At 72.2% G+C, this 16,308-nt stretch carries 16 protein-coding genes; 9 read left to right on the forward strand and 7 right to left on the reverse strand.

Annotated elements, in window-relative coordinates:
- Positions 1–6: 6 nt before the first annotated feature.
- Positions 7–1,029 carry a S66 family peptidase gene (locus J5X75_RS40145; RefSeq protein WP_208472963.1) on the forward strand — a complete coding sequence of 341 codons (1,023 nt, stop codon included), beginning with the start codon at positions 7–9 and terminating at the stop codon, positions 1,027–1,029.
- On the opposite strand, the gene J5X75_RS40150 is transcribed toward J5X75_RS40145, so the two are convergent.
- Entirely contained in the window at positions 1,026–1,508 is a 483-nt protein-coding gene (locus tag J5X75_RS40150) for a response regulator transcription factor (RefSeq protein ID WP_208472964.1), read from the reverse strand. The genes J5X75_RS40145 and J5X75_RS40150 overlap by 4 nt on opposite strands.
- 84 nt (positions 1,509–1,592) lie before the next feature.
- Between J5X75_RS40150 and J5X75_RS40155 the strand changes: the two genes are divergently transcribed.
- Positions 1,593–2,606, forward strand: a complete 1,014-nt coding sequence (locus J5X75_RS40155; RefSeq protein WP_208472965.1) for an NADPH:quinone reductase — start codon at positions 1,593–1,595, stop codon at positions 2,604–2,606.
- On the opposite strand, the gene J5X75_RS40160 is transcribed toward J5X75_RS40155, so the two are convergent.
- Genes J5X75_RS40160 through pseB form a run of 6 tightly spaced genes read right to left on the reverse strand, consistent with a single transcriptional unit; the run spans position 2,584 to position 8,723 of the window.
- On the reverse strand, positions 2,584–3,591 hold the full coding sequence (locus J5X75_RS40160; RefSeq protein WP_208472966.1) for a PseG/SpsG family protein: 1,008 nt from the start codon (positions 3,589–3,591) through the stop codon (positions 2,584–2,586). The genes J5X75_RS40155 and J5X75_RS40160 overlap by 23 nt on opposite strands.
- The gene (locus J5X75_RS40165) at positions 3,588–4,313 is read right to left on the reverse strand and encodes a cytidylyltransferase domain-containing protein (RefSeq protein ID WP_208472967.1); all 726 of its coding nucleotides are present in this window, start codon (positions 4,311–4,313) and stop codon (positions 3,588–3,590) included. The genes J5X75_RS40160 and J5X75_RS40165 overlap by 4 nt, the downstream gene beginning before the upstream one ends.
- The gene (locus tag J5X75_RS40170; protein WP_208472968.1) at positions 4,310–5,809 is read right to left on the reverse strand and encodes a hypothetical protein; all 1,500 of its coding nucleotides are present in this window, start codon (positions 5,807–5,809) and stop codon (positions 4,310–4,312) included. The genes J5X75_RS40165 and J5X75_RS40170 overlap by 4 nt, the downstream gene beginning before the upstream one ends.
- Positions 5,806–6,615: a hypothetical protein gene (locus tag J5X75_RS40175; protein WP_208472969.1), complete on the reverse strand. Its 810-nt coding sequence runs from the start codon at positions 6,613–6,615 to the stop codon at positions 5,806–5,808. The genes J5X75_RS40170 and J5X75_RS40175 overlap by 4 nt, the downstream gene beginning before the upstream one ends.
- Positions 6,616–6,618: 3 nt before the next feature.
- Positions 6,619–7,743, reverse strand: a complete 1,125-nt coding sequence (locus tag J5X75_RS40180) for a DegT/DnrJ/EryC1/StrS family aminotransferase (RefSeq protein ID WP_208472970.1) — start codon at positions 7,741–7,743, stop codon at positions 6,619–6,621.
- Positions 7,743–8,723, reverse strand: coding sequence for a UDP-N-acetylglucosamine 4,6-dehydratase (inverting) (gene pseB, locus J5X75_RS40185; RefSeq protein WP_208472971.1), 981 nt, complete (start codon positions 8,721–8,723; stop codon positions 7,743–7,745). The genes J5X75_RS40180 and pseB overlap by 1 nt, the downstream gene beginning before the upstream one ends.
- A 187-nt stretch (positions 8,724–8,910) precedes the next feature.
- Here pseB and J5X75_RS40190 point away from each other — a divergent pair, with 187 nt between their 5' ends.
- The 7 genes from J5X75_RS40190 to J5X75_RS40220 all read left to right on the forward strand — a co-directional run bounded on the left by J5X75_RS40190 (position 8,911) and on the right by J5X75_RS40220 (position 16,298).
- Positions 8,911–9,153: an acyl carrier protein gene (locus J5X75_RS40190; protein WP_208472972.1), complete on the forward strand. Its 243-nt coding sequence runs from the start codon at positions 8,911–8,913 to the stop codon at positions 9,151–9,153.
- Positions 9,150–9,881, forward strand: coding sequence for an SDR family NAD(P)-dependent oxidoreductase (locus J5X75_RS40195; protein WP_208472973.1), 732 nt, complete (start codon positions 9,150–9,152; stop codon positions 9,879–9,881). Before J5X75_RS40190 ends, J5X75_RS40195 begins: the two co-directional genes overlap by 4 nt.
- Entirely contained in the window at positions 9,878–11,098 is a 1,221-nt protein-coding gene (locus J5X75_RS40200; protein ID WP_307798582.1) for an AMP-binding protein, read from the forward strand. Before J5X75_RS40195 ends, J5X75_RS40200 begins: the two co-directional genes overlap by 4 nt.
- On the forward strand, positions 11,095–12,129 hold the full coding sequence (locus J5X75_RS40205) for a LuxE/PaaK family acyltransferase (protein ID WP_208472974.1): 1,035 nt from the start codon (positions 11,095–11,097) through the stop codon (positions 12,127–12,129). The genes J5X75_RS40200 and J5X75_RS40205 overlap by 4 nt, the downstream gene beginning before the upstream one ends.
- Positions 12,126–13,307, forward strand: a complete 1,182-nt coding sequence (locus tag J5X75_RS40210; RefSeq protein WP_208472975.1) for an acyl-CoA reductase — start codon at positions 12,126–12,128, stop codon at positions 13,305–13,307. Before J5X75_RS40205 ends, J5X75_RS40210 begins: the two co-directional genes overlap by 4 nt.
- A 43-nt stretch (positions 13,308–13,350) precedes the next feature.
- Complete coding sequence (locus J5X75_RS40215) at positions 13,351–14,913, forward strand: M1 family metallopeptidase (protein WP_208472976.1); 1,563 nt, start codon at positions 13,351–13,353, stop codon at positions 14,911–14,913.
- Positions 14,914–14,993: 80 nt separating this feature from the next.
- Positions 14,994–16,298 carry a sensor histidine kinase gene (locus J5X75_RS40220; protein ID WP_208472977.1) on the forward strand — a complete coding sequence of 435 codons (1,305 nt, stop codon included), beginning with the start codon at positions 14,994–14,996 and terminating at the stop codon, positions 16,296–16,298.
- The last annotated feature ends 10 nt before the right edge of the window (positions 16,299–16,308 follow it).

The following is a 16,308-nucleotide window of genomic DNA, read 5'->3' on the forward strand; positions in this document are numbered from 1 at the left end:
AGAGTCATGAAACTCCGCCCCGGCGATCGTGTCGCCGTCGTCTCGCCCTCGTTCGCCGCGCCCGCGCTCTTCCCGGAGATCCACGAGCAGGCCATGCGCCGCCTCCGGGAGGAGTTCGGCCTGGAGCCGGTGGAGTATCCGACCACCCGCCGGTTCGGCGCCTCGCCGGAGGACCGGGCGGCCGACCTGACGGCGGCCTGGGCGGACCCGTCGATTCGGGCGGTGCTGGCCACCATCGGCGGCGACGACCAGATCACCGTGCTGCGGCATCTCGACCCGGCGGTGTTCCGGGCCGACCCGAAACCGTTCCTCGGCTTCTCGGACAACACGAACCTGCTGAACTGGCTGTGGTTCCACGGGATTCCGGCCTATCACGGCGGTTCGACGCAGGTGCACCTCGGCATCGGCGGGGGGATCGACCCGGTGCACGCGGCCTCGCTGCGGGCGGCCCTGTTCGAGGAGACCGACCTGGAGATCCGTCCGCTCGCCGAGATCCGCGAGGAGGAGATCAGCTGGGAGGATCCGCGTTCGCTGACCGAGCAGGCGCCGTCGTCACCCGCCTCCGGCTGGGAGTGGCACCGGGCGGACCGGGTGGTGACCGGGCCGACCTGGGGCGGCTGTCTGGGGATCCTGCACGCGAACCTGGCCGCCGGGCGCTGGATCCACCCGGTCGAGCGGTACGCCGGTTCGATCCTGCTGCTGGAGACGCCCGAGACGATGCCGTCGGGCGAGGAGGTGTTCCGGGAACTGCGCGACGCCGGCGAGCGCGGCCTGCTGGAGCGGTTCCCGGCGGTGCTGGTGGCGGCCGCGAAGGCCAGCCACTTCTCGGCGCCGAAGCCGCCCGCGGAGCGCGAGAAGTACCGTGCCGAGCAGAGGGAGGCGGTGCTCAGGGCGCTGGAGTCCTACCACCCGGAGGCCATGGTGGTCTTCGGCGTGGAGTTCGGGCACACCGCGCCGCAGTGGGTGCTGCCGTACGGCGGACGGATCACGGTCGACGGCCCGGGCCGCCGGATCACCGCCCACTACTAGGCGATGTGCCGCACCACCTGCTTCTTCTGCTCCGCGGCAGGCGGCGGCATGGCCTGACGTGCCGCGATCAGGGCCGCCCGGGCCGCCGCCGTCGCCCGGGCCGCGGCCGCCGTCCGGAGGCGCATCAGCGCCTCCACCCGCGCGGTGAACTCGGCCCGGCTGAACGGTTTGCCCAGGAAGTCGTCAGCGCCGGCGTGCAGGGCCGTCAGGGCTTGATGACGGTGCAGGCCGGCACTGACCATCAGGATCGGCAGGGCGGCGGTCTCCGGCGCGCGGCGGATGAGGCGGCACAGTTCGATACCGGAGATCCCGGCCATCCGGACGTCGATCACGGCGACGTCGATACCGCCCTCGGCCAGCCGGGCCAGCGCCGCGGTGGCGTCGGGGACGGTGACGACGTCGAATCCCATCCGGAGCAGCGCCAACATCAGCAACTCTCGGTGGTCGACCTCGTGGTCGGCTATCAACACGGTGGCCACGGAAACCTCCCGTAACGTGGCGGGCTGCCGCTACTCCTGTTCGGCAACCGGGATGAACCACTGAGCGCGAATAGGGTGGGAGCCATGCGCGCCGCCGTCTTCCCCGAAACGGGCCCCGCTTCCGTCCTCCGCCTCGTCGACCGTGATCTGCCGCTGGCCGCCGCCGGGGAGGTCCGCGTCCGGATCGTCCTCTCCGCGGTGAATCCCACCGACACCGGCACCCGAGCCGGTCGTGGGGTGCCGGACGGGGTGGCCCCGCCCCGGGTGCCGAACCAGGACGGGGCCGGTGTGGTCGACGCCCTCGGTGAGGGTGTCTCCGGTCTCGAGCCGGGCGACCGGGTGTGGGTGTGGGACGCCGGGTACGGCCGCGTGAACGGCACCGCCCAGGAGTACGTGGTTCTGCCCCGTCACCAGGTGGTCCGGATGAACGACTACGTCCCGTTCGAGGTCGGCGCCGCTCTGGGCATTCCGGCGCTCACCGCGCACCGCTGCCTCACCCTGGCCGCCGACGGCCCGGCCCGGCTGGCCCCGGGCGCGCTGGACGGCCGGACCGTGCTGGTCGCCGGTGGTGCGGGCGCGGTCGGCAACGCCGCCATCCAGCTCGCCAAGTGGGCCGGCGCCACCGTGCTGACCACGGTCAGTTCGAAGGAGAAGGCGGCCCTCGCGCTCGCCGCCGGCGCGGACGCGGTGATCGACTACCGGGAGGAGGACGTCGCGGCCCGGGTCCGGGAGCTGAGCCCGGGCGGCCCGCACCTGATCGTCGAGGTGAACACCGCGAACCTCGACCTCGACCTGGACGTGATCGCCCCGGGCGGTGACATCGCCGTCTACGTGGGCGGGAAGGTCAGCGTGCCCAGCTTCAAGGCGATGCTGAAGAACGTCAGCCTCGACTTCGTGCTCACCTACACGACCAGGCCGGAGGAGAAGGCGAACGCGGTGGCGGCGGTCGCCGAAGCGGTCGACCGGGGCGCCTTCCGGGTCGGCGAGGACGCCGGGCTGCCGATCATCCGGTTCCCGCTGGACCGGGTCGCCGAGGCGCACGAGGCCGTCGAGAACCACGCCGTCGGCAAGGTCGTCATCGAGGTGACCGCTCCCTGAGCAGGCTGTCCGCCACCCGTTCGACACCCCGGCCGTCCACCGCGGCCCATCCGCGGACGGCCAGGGCGGTCCGCTCGCCCGGGTTCAGCAGCAGCCGGCGCAACGTGGTCACCGCCTCGCCGCCCAGCTCCCCGAGACGTCCCAGGCCGGCCGCGTAACCGCGGGCGACGGTCCGTTCGTACCCCCGGGCCTGGTTGTCGACGACCCAGACCAGCGCGGCGGCCCGGCCCAGGCACAGCAACTCCCAGGTCGACGTGCCGCTCGCGCTGACCACCAGATCGGCGTCGGCGAGCAGTTCGGGCAGGCGGTCGGTCGGTTCGATGACGTGCAGGGCCTGGCCCTCGCCGGGCGGGACGGCGAGAAGTTCGGTGCGCAGTCCGTCGTCGGCGGCGACCACGGTGGCGTCGAAGGGCGCCGCGGTCCAGGCGAGCAGTCGCGCCACCTGCGGCGCGGCACGGTAGGCGTCGGTTCCGCCGAAGAACGCGACGACCTTGGGCGTACGGGCAGGCGAGTGCACCGGCGCAGACGACGGCCGCAACCGTCGCACCGAGGCACGCAGCAGCGCATAGTCGAGCCCGGCCAGCCGCACGTCCCCGACGTCGAGGGCGGCGTCCAGGTTCTGGTCGACGTAGATGTCCGCCTCCTGGCCGCGCGGGTCACCGTCCACGATGGCCAGCACGGTCCGGCCGGCGTCGCGGACCGCCCTGCCGTGCGACGGGGGCAGTGTGTACGAGTCCACCACCAGCGCGTCCAGGTTGAGCCGTTCGACCGCCGCGACCAGCCCCACCTCGTCGTAGGGCGCCGGATGCCAGGGCAGCCCACGCCGGTCGAGTTGCGCGGCGGCCCACTCCAACCCGCCCAGGTCGCTGAGGAAGTGCACGTCCACCCCGCGGGCGGTCAGCTCCTCGGCGAGCGCCACGCACCGCACCAGGTGGCCCACCCCGGTACGCGGTCCGGCGTCACACCGGATTCCCACGGAGGTCATGCCTGTTCGAGCTCCTTCTGCCGGATGTGCGCGTTCAGCCCGGCCAGTTCGGGGCGGCCGCCGAGCCAGTCGGCGATGGCGGTGACCGGGACCGGGGCGTCGCCGAAGTGGCCGACGATCGCCTCGATCAGCCGCCAGTCGTCCTCGGTGTCCAGGGTGAGCCGGAGGTGCGACAGGTCCGGCAGCACGGTCAGACCGATCACGTCGAACGCGGCGGGGTGGGTGTAGACGTACGACGTCACGTGGGTGCGGTGATGGTCGTACGCCGGCTTGTCGATCTCCTTGAGGACCGCCGCCCGGATCACCTCGACGTCCAGGCCGCGCGGCAGGGTCCGGGTGATCGACGTGGTCAGGTAGTCCGCTCCGGAGGCCGCGAACACCCGGTACGCCCGGGCGACCAGCCGCGGGTCGAGCAGCGGGCAGTCGGCGGTGAACCGCAGGACGTGCTCGGCCGACCGGGTCTCCAGCACCCCGAGGAAACGGGTGAGCACGTCGTCGACCGGTCCGCGGTGGCAGTCGACCCCGATCGCCGCGCATGCGGCGGTGACCGCGTCGTCGTCCGGTTCGACCGTGGTCGCCACGACGAGGTCGTCCAGGACGCCGCTCTCCCGGGCGGCGCGGACCACCCGGTCGAGGACGGTCCGGCCGCCGAGGCGGCGGAGCACCTTGCCGGGCAGCCGGGTGGAGCCCATCCGGGCCTGAATGATGCCGAGCGTCGTCATCGTCCGCCTCTGTTTCGGATCCGGTCACGGGCCGCGCGGGCCATGCCGAGGCCCGCCTTGGCGGCGCGGTATCCCAGGGAGCCGCTGAACGCGGCGATCTGCACCTTGGCGCGGCCCAGTTCGGCCTCGCGTCTGCCGAGTTCCACCTCGTAGAACCGGACGCGGTCCTCGGCGTCGGCCAGCCGGCGGCGCACCGCGTCGAGCTGCTCCTCGTGCCGCCGCCGGATGTCCGGCAGCTCGTCGCCGGCCGTGGGCGCCGGCGTCGGCGCGGTGGTCAGCCCGGCCGCCCCGGCGAGCACGTCGGTGAGCCGGGCGACGTCGGTGACGCCCGGCCACGGGTGGTGGTAGCCGCCGGTGGCCAGCGTGTGCGCGAAGCGGGCCAGCGCGTCCGCCCGGTCCGGCGCCGACGGATCCAGCCGGGCGTACCGGTCGCCGTCCACCAGCACGTTTCCGGCGGGCACGTGCGGCAGGCCGGTCATCCAGCCGGTGAGCAGCCGCCGCAGGCCCGGCAGGTCGTGCCCGAGCGCGGCGGTGAGCAGCCGCTCCTCCAGCAGCCGGCCGGTCGGCAGCGGGCCGGCGAGCTCCTCCGGGCCGTGCACGACCCGGCGCAGCCAGGCGCCGTCCGGGCCACCCACCAGCTCGGTGATCGTCCCGGCCGGGCCGGCGATCAGCGCCGGCGCGAGCGGAACGGCCTGGCCCGGGCGGGCGGCCAGCTGGGCGACGGCCAGCCAGGCGGGCGCCAGTTCGGCGCCGAGACCGCGGCGCACGGCCGCGGCGGCCAGCCGGCGGGGATCGCTCAGGACGGACCTCTCCCGGTACGCCGGAGCGGTCGCCGCCGCGGCCAGGGCGGCCAGCGCGTCCAGCGGCCCGTACCGGAGGGTCTCCGGGGTGGCCAGCAGGGTGGGGCATGCGGGCAGCGGCCAGGCGGCGGCCAGCCCGCAGACCGGCAGCCCTTCGGCGCCGAGCGCGGCGGCGAGCCGGTCCGGACGGCCGGGCGCGCTGCCGAACTCGCCGAGCGGAGCCCAGGCGTCCCCGGACCGGGCCGCCGTCGGGGTGCCCGGATCGACCAGGCGGTGCACGCCCAGCTCGTTCTCCACGGCGAGCAGCAGCGTGCCGCCGGGACGCAGCGCCCGCTTGAGCACCCGGACCGAGTCCGTCCAGTCCGGCGGCGGGCCCTCCGGTGAGTGGAGGCGGTCCGTGCCGTCCAGGGCGATCACCGCGTCGTACCGGTCGGTGTCGGTGAACGTGGACAGCGTGCCGCAGAGCACCCGTACGTCGCGGACGTCGACCCGCTCGGCGTCCGGCCGCGAGCGCAACAGCAGGGTGACCTCGCGGCGGTCGGCCACCGCCCGCAGCAGGGTGTCCCGGTGCGGGCCGGCGACCAGCACCCGGATGCCGGTGGGCAGCCGCTCGACCAGATGCCGGAGAAGGGGGCCGCCGGCCGGTGGGCGCTCCTCGGCGTATGCCGGCATCTCGCCGCCGATCAGGGTGATCACGCCGGCCACCCCAGGATCGCGCGCAGTTCGGCCGGCGAGGCCAGATGACCGTCCCCGAGCTCGGCCAGCGCGACGGCCCGGGCCGGTTCCGGGTCCGGCGACGTGCCGTGCAGCTCCGGCCACTCCCGGCGGATCCGTTCGGCGGTCGCGGTGTCCTCGCCGGTCAGGTACATCGGGTCGCCGTAGACGGCCGGGGCGCACCCGGCCACGGCGCCGTAGAGGATCGCGGTGCTCAACCGGTTCGACGCCACCCGGCGGTGCCGGCGCAGCTCGGCGAGTTGCTTGTGGAGGAACCGGGCGTCGGTCTGCCGCCGCAGGTAGCCGCGGTAGCCGTGGCAGACGACCCGGCCGGCGCGCTGGTAGGCGGCCCGGATCCGGTCGTCGCGGTACTCGTTCCAGTACAGGCAAAAGGTGACCGGGCCGGTCTCGGTCGCCACGATCTCGTCGATCAGGCGGAGGTGGTCGCCGGTGACCCGCTGGCCCTCCCAGCCGTGGAACGGGTACCAGATCGTGCCCTCGCGCTCGCCCTCGTTCGCGCTGTCCGCCGCGGATCGCAGCAGGTAGAGGAACGGGGCGCCGGTCACGGTGGCCAGCGGGCGGCCCATCGACCAGGCTCGGCGGCGGGTGCGCTCGGACCACACGAAGACCGGTGCGCCGGGCGCGTACGGCGTGCCCGCCCCCAGCCCGTCCACCACGTTCCAGCCGTGCTGGAGGTAGCCCTCGATCCGGGGCGGGTCGTCCGGGTCCAGACCGCAGTACCCGGCGAGCACCTGGGCGTGCCCGTAGAAGTGGTTCCCGTGGTGCACCCGTCAGCTCCCGAGGATCCCGCGCAGCGCCTCGACCACGCGATCCTGGTCGCTGTCGGTGAGGTCGGCGAAGAGCGGCAGGGACAGCTCCTCGGCGTAGAAGGACTCGGCCACCGGGCACATGCCCCGCCGGTATCCCAGGTCCTCGAAGACCGGGTGCCAGTAGACCGGGATGTAGTTGACCTGCACCCCGATGCCGGCGGCGTGCAACCGGTCGTACACCTCCCGCCGGCGGCCGTCCTTCACCCGTACCGGATAGAGGTGCCGGAGCGGGTCCACATCGGAACGCCGCGCCGGAAGGCCCAGGCCGGGGACGTCGGCGAGAAGCTCGTCGTAGCGTGCCGTGAGGCGCGCACGGCGGGCCTGGAACGCGCCGAGCCGCCGCAGCTGGGCCGAACCCAGCGCGCAGAGCACGTCCGGCAGCCGGTAGTTGAGGCCGAACTCGTGCACCTCGTAGTGCCAGCCGCCCTCGTCGGCGCGGCGCAGCCGCCGGGGGTCGCGGACCGAGCCGACGGTCCGGAAGTCCCGGACCCGTTCCAGCAGCTCCGGACGGATCGAGGCGACCGCCCCGCCCTCACCGGTGGTGAGATTCTTGGTCGGGAAGAACGAGAACGTGGTCAGGTCGGCGAGCGTGCCGACCGGTCGCCCCCGGTAGGCCGAGCCGATCGAGTGCGCCGCGTCGCCGAGCAGGAACGCCCCGGCACTGTCGGTGACCTTGCGGAGCCGGTCGTAGTCGGCCGGCACACCGGCGTAGTCGACCGCCGAGATCACCCTGGTCCGCGACGTGACCACGGCCTCGGCGGCGGCCGGGTCGAGGTTCGCGGTGTCCTCCTCGACGTCGGCGAAGACCACCGTCGCACCGAGCATGGCCGCGCCCGAGGCGGTGGCCACGAACGTCATCGGCGTGGTGATCACCTCGTCGCCGGCGGTCAGGCCGGTCGCCGCGTAGGCCGCGTGCAGCGCCGTCGTCCCGTTGGTGACCGTCACGCAGGGCGCACCGGCGACCGCTTCCAGGTCGGCCTCGAACGCGGCGACCCGAGGGCCGGTGGTGAGCCGGTCGCTGCCCATCGCCGCGACGACCGCGGCCACGTCGGTGTCGTCGATCGACTGTCGTCCGTACGGCAGCATCACTTCTCCGCGAGCAGTTCGCGCATCTCGTCGACCGAGAGCCAGAGGTCGTTGTTGTCCGAGCGGTAGTTGAACCCGTCGGCCACCTCCTCGCCGCCCTCGGGCGTCCGGTAGCCCCAGCTGGCGACCACCGGCTGGACCACGTACCGGTCCTTGAAGCGCAGCGTGCGGCGGCTGTCGTCGGCGGCGATCATCTCCTCGTGCAGCTTCTCGCCGGGCCGCATCCCCATCTCGTGGGTGGGGGCGCCGGGGGCGACCGCCTCGACCAGGTCCATGATCCGCATGCTCGGGATCCGCGGTACGTACAGCTCGCCGCCCTGCATGACGTCGAACGAGTCGACGACGAACTTCACCGCCTGGTCCAGCGTGATCCAGAACCGGGTCATCCGCTTGTCGGTGACCGGCAGGCTCCGGCCCTCGCCGGCCAGCCTCCGGAAGAACGGGACCACCGAGCCGCGGCTGCCCATCACGTTGCCGTAGCGGACCACGGCCAGCCGGGTCGGGTGGGTGGCGGCGTAGTGGTTGCCGGCGATCACGATCTTGTCGGCGGCCAGCTTGGTGGCGCCGTACAGGTTGATCGGGCTGGACGCCTTGTCCGTGGAGAGCGCCACGACCTTCCTGACCTCGGCGTTGATGGCCGCGTCGATGACGTTCTGGGTCCCGTTGATGTTCGTGGCGACGAACTCCGACGGGTTGTACTCGGCGGTGTCGACCTGCTTGAGGGCGGCCGCGTGCACCACGTGGTCGATCCCGTGCATGGCCCGGGCGAGACGCTTCTCGTCCCGGATGTCACCGATGAAGAAGCGCAGGCGCGGGTCGTCGCCGAACATCTGGCGGACCTCGTACTGCTTCAGCTCGTCGCGGGAGAACACCACGATCCGGTGCGGGTCGAGGTGGGTCAGCGCGTACCTGAGGAATTCCTTGCCGAAGGAACCGGTGGAGCCGGTGACAAGGATCGAGGAGCCGGCGATTTCAGACAAGGTTCTCTCCGGGGGATGGGCGGAAGGCCGGTACGAGGCGGAAGCATAACCAGCCCGGACCGCAATTCCAGGAGAGCGGGAGAATGCTGCGATCAGTTCATTTCCAGTTCAGCCGGGATTGGTCGCGACGACCGGGAACCTGCGGGATCGTAGGTTTCCTCCGACCACCCCACCCTGGAGTCATACCGTGACTGAGCTGCAGAGACTGCGCGCGGCGTTTCGTACCGCCCTCAATCTTCCGGCGGATGCGCCCGTGGACGACCTGCGCTACCAGGACAACGAGAAGTGGGATTCACTGGCGCACATGTCACTCGTCGCGACGATCGAAGATGAATTCTCGGTAATGCTCGACACGGATGACGTCATCAATATGTCCGGCTTTGCTGAGGCCGTGCGAATCCTCGGTGAATACGGAGTGGACGTCCCGTGAGTGCCGCCCTGGTCACCGGGGCGTCGCGCGGAATCGGCCGGGCCACCGCGAGCCGCCTCGCCGAGCGCGGGTACGACCTGGTCCTGCACGGCCACCACGAGGCCGGCGTCTCCGATGCCGCCGCCGAGCTGGCCGGGAAGTTCGGGGTCACGGTCGTGCACGCGGCCGGCGACATCGCCGACCCGGCCACCAGCAGAGCCCTGGTCCGCCTGGCCTTCGAGACGTTCCAGCGGCTGGACGCCCTGGTCGTCAACGCCGGGACGCACGCCGCCGGGATGCTCGGCATGACCCCGGACGACACCGTCGAGCGGCTCTTCGCGGTGAACGCGGCCGGCGCGGCGTACACCCTCCAGAACGCGGTCCGGCTGCTGGCCCGCGGCGAGAACCCGGCCGTGGTGCTGACCGCCTCGATCACCGGCACCCGGGGGGCGGCCGGGCAGGCCGTCTACGCCGCCTCCAAGGCCGCCGTCGCCGGGCTCACCCGATCCGCCGCCAAGGAACTCGGGCCGCGCGGCATCCGGGTCAACGCGGTGGCGCCCGGTTTCATCGCCACCGACATGCTGGACACCCTGGACGAGGCCGGCCGCGCCGACCGGATCGCGAACACCGCCCTCGGCCGGCTCGGCACCGCCGAGGACGTGGCCGACGTGATCGCCTTCCTCCTCTCCGAGCCGGCCCGGTTCGTCACCGGGCAGGTCATCGGGGTCGACGGAGGTCTGACGCTGTGAACCTGCTCCACCCCGGCGCGCGGGTCGTCGACGCGGCCACCGGCGAGACGCTGACCCCGGCCATGATCGACGCCTGGTCGTCCCCCGGCGAGCGCGGACCCGTCTTCATGGGCATGCCGACGACGGTTCCGGCGATCGCCCGCTACCTGGCGGCGCTGCGGTCGGGCCGGCCGGTCCTGCTGCTCGACCCGGAGACCGACCAGACTTCGCTGCGCGCCCTTTACACCACCACCGACGTGCATCCCGACCTGGCGCTGCTGCTCACCACCAGCGGATCCACCGGCGACCCGAAACTCGTCCGGCTCTCCCGTTCGGCGGTGCTGGCCAACGCCGGACAGGTCGCCGAGAGCCTCGGCATCACCGGGGACGACGTCGCGATCACCACGCTGCCGCTCTTCTATTCGTACGGGCTGTCGGTGCTGCACTCGCACCTGCTCCGCGGAGCCACCGTGATCCTGGACCGCACCGGGATCACGCGCCGGGACTTCTGGACCGCCGTGGACGAGCACCGGGTCACCTCGATGGCGTTCGTCCCGTCCCAGTACGAGATGCTGCGGCGGCTGCGATTCGACCCGGCGGAGCACCCGTCCGTCCGTACCCTCACGCAGGCCGGCGGCCGGTTGCGAACCGACCTGGTCTCCGATTTCGCGGCCCGGATGGAGGCCGTGGGCGGCCGGATGTTCGTGATGTACGGCCAGACCGAGGCCGGGCCCCGGATGGCCTGCCTGCCGCCGGAGCGCCTCGCCGGGAAGCTCGGATCGGCCGGCCGGGCGATGCCCGGCGGCGCCTTCGCCATCGAGGACGGCGAGGTCGTCTACCGCGGGCCCAACGTCATGATGGGGTACGCGGAGAGCGCCGCCGATCTGGCCAGGGGCGACGAGTCGGGCGGCGTCCTGCGTACCGGGGATCTGGGCCGTCTCGACGACGAGGGGTTCCTGTACCTCACCGGCCGGATCAAGCGGATGGGCAAGGTCTTCGGCACCCGGATCAATCTGGACGACGTGGAGCGGCGGTTCCCGGTCGCGGCCGTGGCCGGCGACGACCGGGTGCACGTCTTCGCCGAGGGCGCCTCGGCCGACGAGGCCCGCGCACTGCGCACCGGGATCGCCGAGTGGCTGGGAGCGCACTTCACCGGTGTCGACGTGCGGACCATCGACGTCCTGCCGCTGCTGCCCAACGGCAAGACCGACTACCGGGCGCTGGAGGCGTCACTGTGAGTGTCTTCACCCTGTCCCAGCCGGCGCGCGAGAAGGTCCTGCTGCCCGCGCTGGTGGATCTGGTCGCGCACCATCGCGAGCGCTGTGCCCCCTATGACCGGATCCTCGCCGCCGGTGGTTTCACCTCGGCCGCTTCGGTGGCCGATCTTCCCTGGCTGCCCGTCCGGCTCTTCAAGACCCTGGAGTTGAAGAGCATCCCGGACGACGAGGTCTTCAAGGTGTTGACCTCCAGCGGCACGACCGGTGACGTCAGCCGGATCCATCTGGACAGAGCTGCCGCGGCGGCGCAGACCCGGCAGCTCGGCGCCACCCTCCAGACCGTGCTCGGCCCGAAACGCCTGCCGATGCTGATCGTCGACACCAGGTCGATCCTCAAGGACCGTCGCTCGTTCAGCGCCCGTGGCGCCGGCGTGCTGGGCATGGCCACCTTCGGGCGGGACCACGTCTGGGCGCTCGACGAGGAGGGCACGGTCGACGTCGAGGGCATCCGCGGCTTCCTCGCCGAGCACGGTGACCGGCCGTTCCTGGTCTTCGGGTTCACCTACCTGGTCTGGCTGCACCTCTACGAGACCGCGCAGGCGCACGGCCTGGACCTGGGCAACGGTATACTGATCCACTCCGGTGGATGGAAGAAGCTGATCGATCAGGCCGTCTCGCCGGAGGAGTTCCGCGAAAGGCTGGGCCGGGCCGGACTCACCCGGATCCACAACTTCTACGGCATGGTCGAGCAGATCGGGACGATCTTTCTTGAAGGTCCGGACGGTGGTTCGCTGTATTGCCCCGACTTCGCGGACGTCGTGGTTCGTGACCCGGAGACCTGGGCGGAGCTCCCGCCCGGCGAACCGGGCCTCCTGGAGGTCGTGAGCACCCTGCCCACGTCGTACCCGGGGCACGTGCTGCTCACCGAGGACCTCGGCGTGGTGCACGGCATCGACGACGGCGCCTGGCCCGGCAAGCGATTCTCGGTGCTCGGCCGGCTGCCGCGTGCCGAGGCCCGGGGCTGCTCGGACACGTATCGGAGCGCGGCATGAGGTTCAGGTTCGGGGCCGAGGGCGATCTCACGGCACCCTCGCGGGACCGGCTCGCCGTCGGCGACCCGCGCGTCGTCGACTTCCTCGCGGCGCTCGCCCGGCGGCTGCTCGCCCCGGCCGTGGCCCGCCGCTTCCCGGAGCTCGGATCGCTCGGCTACTTCCTGCGCCCGGCCGAGCTGACGCGCGCGGTCACCGCCATGCGCCGCACCGACGCCCTGGTCTTCCCCCGGGGCAACGTCTTCCATCTGCCGCCGGCCAACGTGGACACCATCTTCGTCTACTCGTGGGCGCTGTCGGCGCTGGCCGGCAACCACAACGTGGTCCGGATCTCGTCGCGCTCGGCGGGCGCGGCCGAGGCCGTCCTGGAGGCGCTCGACGCGGTCGACGGCGACCCGGTGATCGGGCGGACCCAGCGGATGGTCACCTACGGCCACGACGACGCGATCACGGCCGCCCTCAGCCGGTGGTGCGACCTGCGGGTCGTCTGGGGTGGGGACGCCGCGGTGGACGCCATCCGCCGGCACCCGTTGCGGCCGTCGGCGCGGGACCTCACCTTCCCGGACCGGACCTCCTGGGCGGTGCTGTCGCTGCCCGGCTGGCGGGCCGCCGACCCGGCCGCCCGGCGGGCCGCGGTGACCGGGTTCGCCAATGACGCGTACTGGTTCGACCAGGCGGCCTGTTCGTCGCCGCGGACCGTGTTCCTGGTCGGTGCGGGTGATCCGGACGAGGTCCGGGCCGAGTTCCTGGAGCTGCTGCGCGACGCGGTGGACAAGCGCGGCTGGACGGTCGACGCGGCGATGGCGGTGGAGAAGCGGGTCAACGCGTACGGGCTGGCCGCCACCGGCGCCGCCACCGCGCTGGACCTCTCGGACAACCGGGTGACCGCGGTGACCCTGGCCGGCGCCGAGCGGGCGCCCCGGCGGTGGATCGGCGCGGGGGCGTTCCCGTTCGCCCGGGTGGATTCGCTGTCCGAGCTGGTGCCGGCGATGAACCGGCAGGACCAGACGGTCAGCCACTTCGGCTTCACCCCGGCCGAGTTGCACGCCTTCGCGACCGAACTGGGTGGCCGTGGGGTGGACCGGATCGTGCCGTTCGGGTCGGCCCTGACCTTCGGCGGGATCTGGGACGGCTACGACCTGCCGAACGAATTCACCAGGCTCACCGTGGTCCAGCCGTAAAGGCCGTTGATCGACGTTGCGCCGGGGCGGTAGCGTCGCGCCCATGTCCAAGATTATCAATGGCCGGCTGACCGGGGCGCTGGCCGTGAGCACGGCCGTTCTGGTCGGTGTCGCCGGGAGCATCACGCCCGCCTCCGCGGCCGTGAGCGCCACCCCCGGCTCGGCGGGCCTCGGCGACCGGCTCTACCCCCTGCTCGGTAACGGCGGCTACGACGTCACCAACTACAACCTGCGGCTCAACCATCCGGCGAAGAACCCGGCGCAGACCGTCAACGGCAGCGTCACGATCAGCGCGAAGGCGACGCAGAACCTCTCCCGGTTCAATCTCGACTTCGCCGGCAACAGCGTCGGCTCGGTCTACGTGAACGGCAAGGCGGCCACGTTCAGCCGGTCCGGCGAGGAGCTGGTGATCACGCCGTCGGCCTACCTGCCGAAGGGCAAGGGCTTCTGGGTCACCGTCAACAACTTCACCGCCACCCCGGTGTCGGCCACCAGCGGCGCGCCGGAGGGTTTCGTCGCGACCAAGGACGGCACGGTCCTCGCCGGCCAGCCGGACACGTCGCACAACCTCTTCCCGAGCAACGACCACCCGCGGGACAAGGCCACCTACACCATCTCGGTGACCGTCCCGTCCGGCTGGAAGGGCGTGGCCAGCGGCCGCCACCTGAAGACCACCACCGCCGGCGGCTACACCACCTCGGTCTACCGCGAGGCCAAGCCGATGGCCAGCGAGCTCGCCCAGGTGGTGGCCGGTGACTTCGTGGTCTACAACCGCAAGGCCGTCGACGGCGTGCAGATCCGCGACGTCGTTCCGCGCCGCCTGTCGGGCAAGCTGCTCCCCAAGGCCAAGGTCGAGCGCGCCCAGCTGGCCTACATGACGAAGAGGGTCGGAAAGTACCCGTTCGAGAACTACGGGTCGCTGGTCATCGACGCGAACCTCGGCTTCGCTCTGGAGACCCAGACGCTCTCGCTCTACGACACCAGCCTGTTCGGCGCTCCGGCCCACGTCCTGAACCCGATCATGGTGCACGAGCTGGCGCACCAGTGGTTCGGCGACAGCGTGGCGCCGAAGTCGTGGAGCGACGTGTGGCAGAACGAGGGCCACGCCACCTGGTACGAGCTGCTCTACGCGGCCGACACGAAGACCTTCAAGAAGTACACCGGCTTCGCCAACCCGGACGCCTACTTCAAGGCCGTCTACCAGTCCAGCGACATGCTGCGCGCGGAGTACGGCCCGGTCGCCCGCCCGAAGGGCTCGGCGTCGGTGTGGGACGTCTTCAACCCCAACGTGTACGCCGGTGGCGCGCTCGTCCTCTACGCCCTCAAGCAGAAGATCGGCGCCAAGAAGTTCGCCAAGCTCGAGCGTGAGTGGGTCCGCAAGTACCGCGGCAAGTCGGCGTCGACGCAGGACTTCATCGCCCTCGCCTCGAAGGTGTCCGGCCAGAACCTCAAGCCGTTCCTGAACCGGTGGCTGTACGGCACGAAGACCCCGGCCATGCCCGGTCACAGCAACTGGAAGGTGGCGTCGGCCTCGGCGGCGTCCACCGCGGCCGCCGCTGACACGTTCATCGTGCCGCTGCGCGAGCACATGGCGGACCACCACTAGGACAGGTCGGGTTATCCCTACCTTCTGATCGGCGGTCAACGGGATCGCACGGCAGGGCGCCGGTGCCTAGCGTCTAGGGCATGACGACCACACACGCGGGGCCGGCGCCCGCTCCCCGTCCCACCCGGCGGTTCCTGCGCCAGTTGGGGATCGACACGCAGTACGTGCTGGTCGGATTCCCCCTCGGCCTGATCGCTCTCATCGTCGGCATCACCGGCTTCGCTCTCGGCAGCGGCCTGGTGGTCATCTGGGTCGGCCTGCCGATCATGGTCGGCACGCTGATGTTCGCCCGCGGGTTCGCCATCACCGAGCGGGCCCGGATCGCCCCGGTGCTGGGCCGCGGCGTCCCGCAGCCGATCTACAAGAAGGTCCGCGGCAAGGGGCTGCTGCGCCGCACCTTCGGCCCGCTCTCCGACGGGCAGTCGTGGCTCGACCTGGTGCACGCGATCTTCCGCTTCATCCCGAACACCCTGGCGTTCTGCCTCGTCGTCACCTGGTGGGCGGTCGCTCTCGCCGGGCTCACCTACCCGCTGTGGGACTGGGCCCTGCCGCACCCGCCGGACAACTACGAGCTGCACGAACTCCTCGGCTTCGACGACACCATGGCCGCCCGGATCCTCTTCAACGTGAGCATCGGCCTGTTCTTCACCGGCACGCTGTACTGGGTGGTCCGCGGCGCCGCGCTGATGGAGGCGCACTTCGCCCGTGGCCTGCTGATCGGCGCCGGGGAGCTGCGCCGGCAGGTGGCCGCCGCCGAGGAGGCCCGCGACGTGGCGCAGCGGCAGAAGGCGGCGGCCGTCTCGGCCGAGGCGGTGGCGCTGCGCAAGCTGGAGCGCGACATCCACGACGGCCCGCAGCAGCGGCTGGTCCGCCTCGCCATGGACCTGGGCCGGGCCGAGCAGCAGTTCACCGACGACCCGGAACGGGCCCGCGCCATCGTGGCCGAGGCCCTGGCCCAGACCCGGGAGACGCTCGACGAGCTGCGCGCCCTGTCCCGCGGCATCGCCCCGCCGATCCTGGTGGACCGGGGCCTGCGGGCGGCGCTGACCGCGCTGGCCGGCCGGTGCACCGTCCCGGTGGACCTGGACGCGCCCCCGATCGACCGGCTCGACCCGGCCGTCGAGTCCACCGCCTACTTCGTGGTGGCCGAGGCGCTCACCAACGTCGCCAAGCACAGCCACGCCAACGAGGTGCAGGTCAGCGTGCAGCGGATCGCCACCGGCCTGATCGTCACGGTCAGTGACGACGGCGTGGGTGGGGCGAGCCTGGCCAAGGGGCACGGCCTGGCCGGGCTGGACGACCGGGTCCGGGCCGCCGGGGGAGTGCTGGCGGTGGACAGCCCGGAGGGCGCGGGCACACGGCTCACGGCGGCCCTGCCGATCTGACAGCATGGCG

Source organism: Actinoplanes flavus, from assembly GCF_017592555.1.
Classification (GTDB): Bacteria; Actinomycetota; Actinomycetes; order Mycobacteriales; family Micromonosporaceae; genus Actinoplanes; species Actinoplanes flavus.

Excerpts from the sequence above, each read along its gene's own strand:
- J5X75_RS40165 (WP_208472967.1), bottom strand. The coding sequence starts at position 4,313 with ATGACGACGCTCGGCATCATTCAGGCCCGGATGGGCTCCACCCGGCTG.
- J5X75_RS40155 (WP_208472965.1), top strand. The coding sequence starts at position 1,593 with ATGCGCGCCGCCGTCTTCCCCGAAACGGGCCCCGCTTCCGTCCTCCGC.
- J5X75_RS40180 (WP_208472970.1), bottom strand. The coding sequence starts at position 7,743 with ATGCTGCCGTACGGACGACAGTCGATCGACGACACCGACGTGGCCGCG.
- J5X75_RS40145 (WP_208472963.1), top strand. The coding sequence starts at position 7 with ATGAAACTCCGCCCCGGCGATCGTGTCGCCGTCGTCTCGCCCTCGTTC.
- J5X75_RS40215 (WP_208472976.1), top strand. The coding sequence starts at position 13,351 with ATGTCCAAGATTATCAATGGCCGGCTGACCGGGGCGCTGGCCGTGAGC.
- J5X75_RS40220 (WP_208472977.1), top strand. The coding sequence starts at position 14,994 with ATGACGACCACACACGCGGGGCCGGCGCCCGCTCCCCGTCCCACCCGG.
- J5X75_RS40210 (WP_208472975.1), top strand. The coding sequence starts at position 12,126 with ATGAGGTTCAGGTTCGGGGCCGAGGGCGATCTCACGGCACCCTCGCGG.
- J5X75_RS40160 (WP_208472966.1), bottom strand. The coding sequence starts at position 3,591 with ATGACCTCCGTGGGAATCCGGTGTGACGCCGGACCGCGTACCGGGGTG.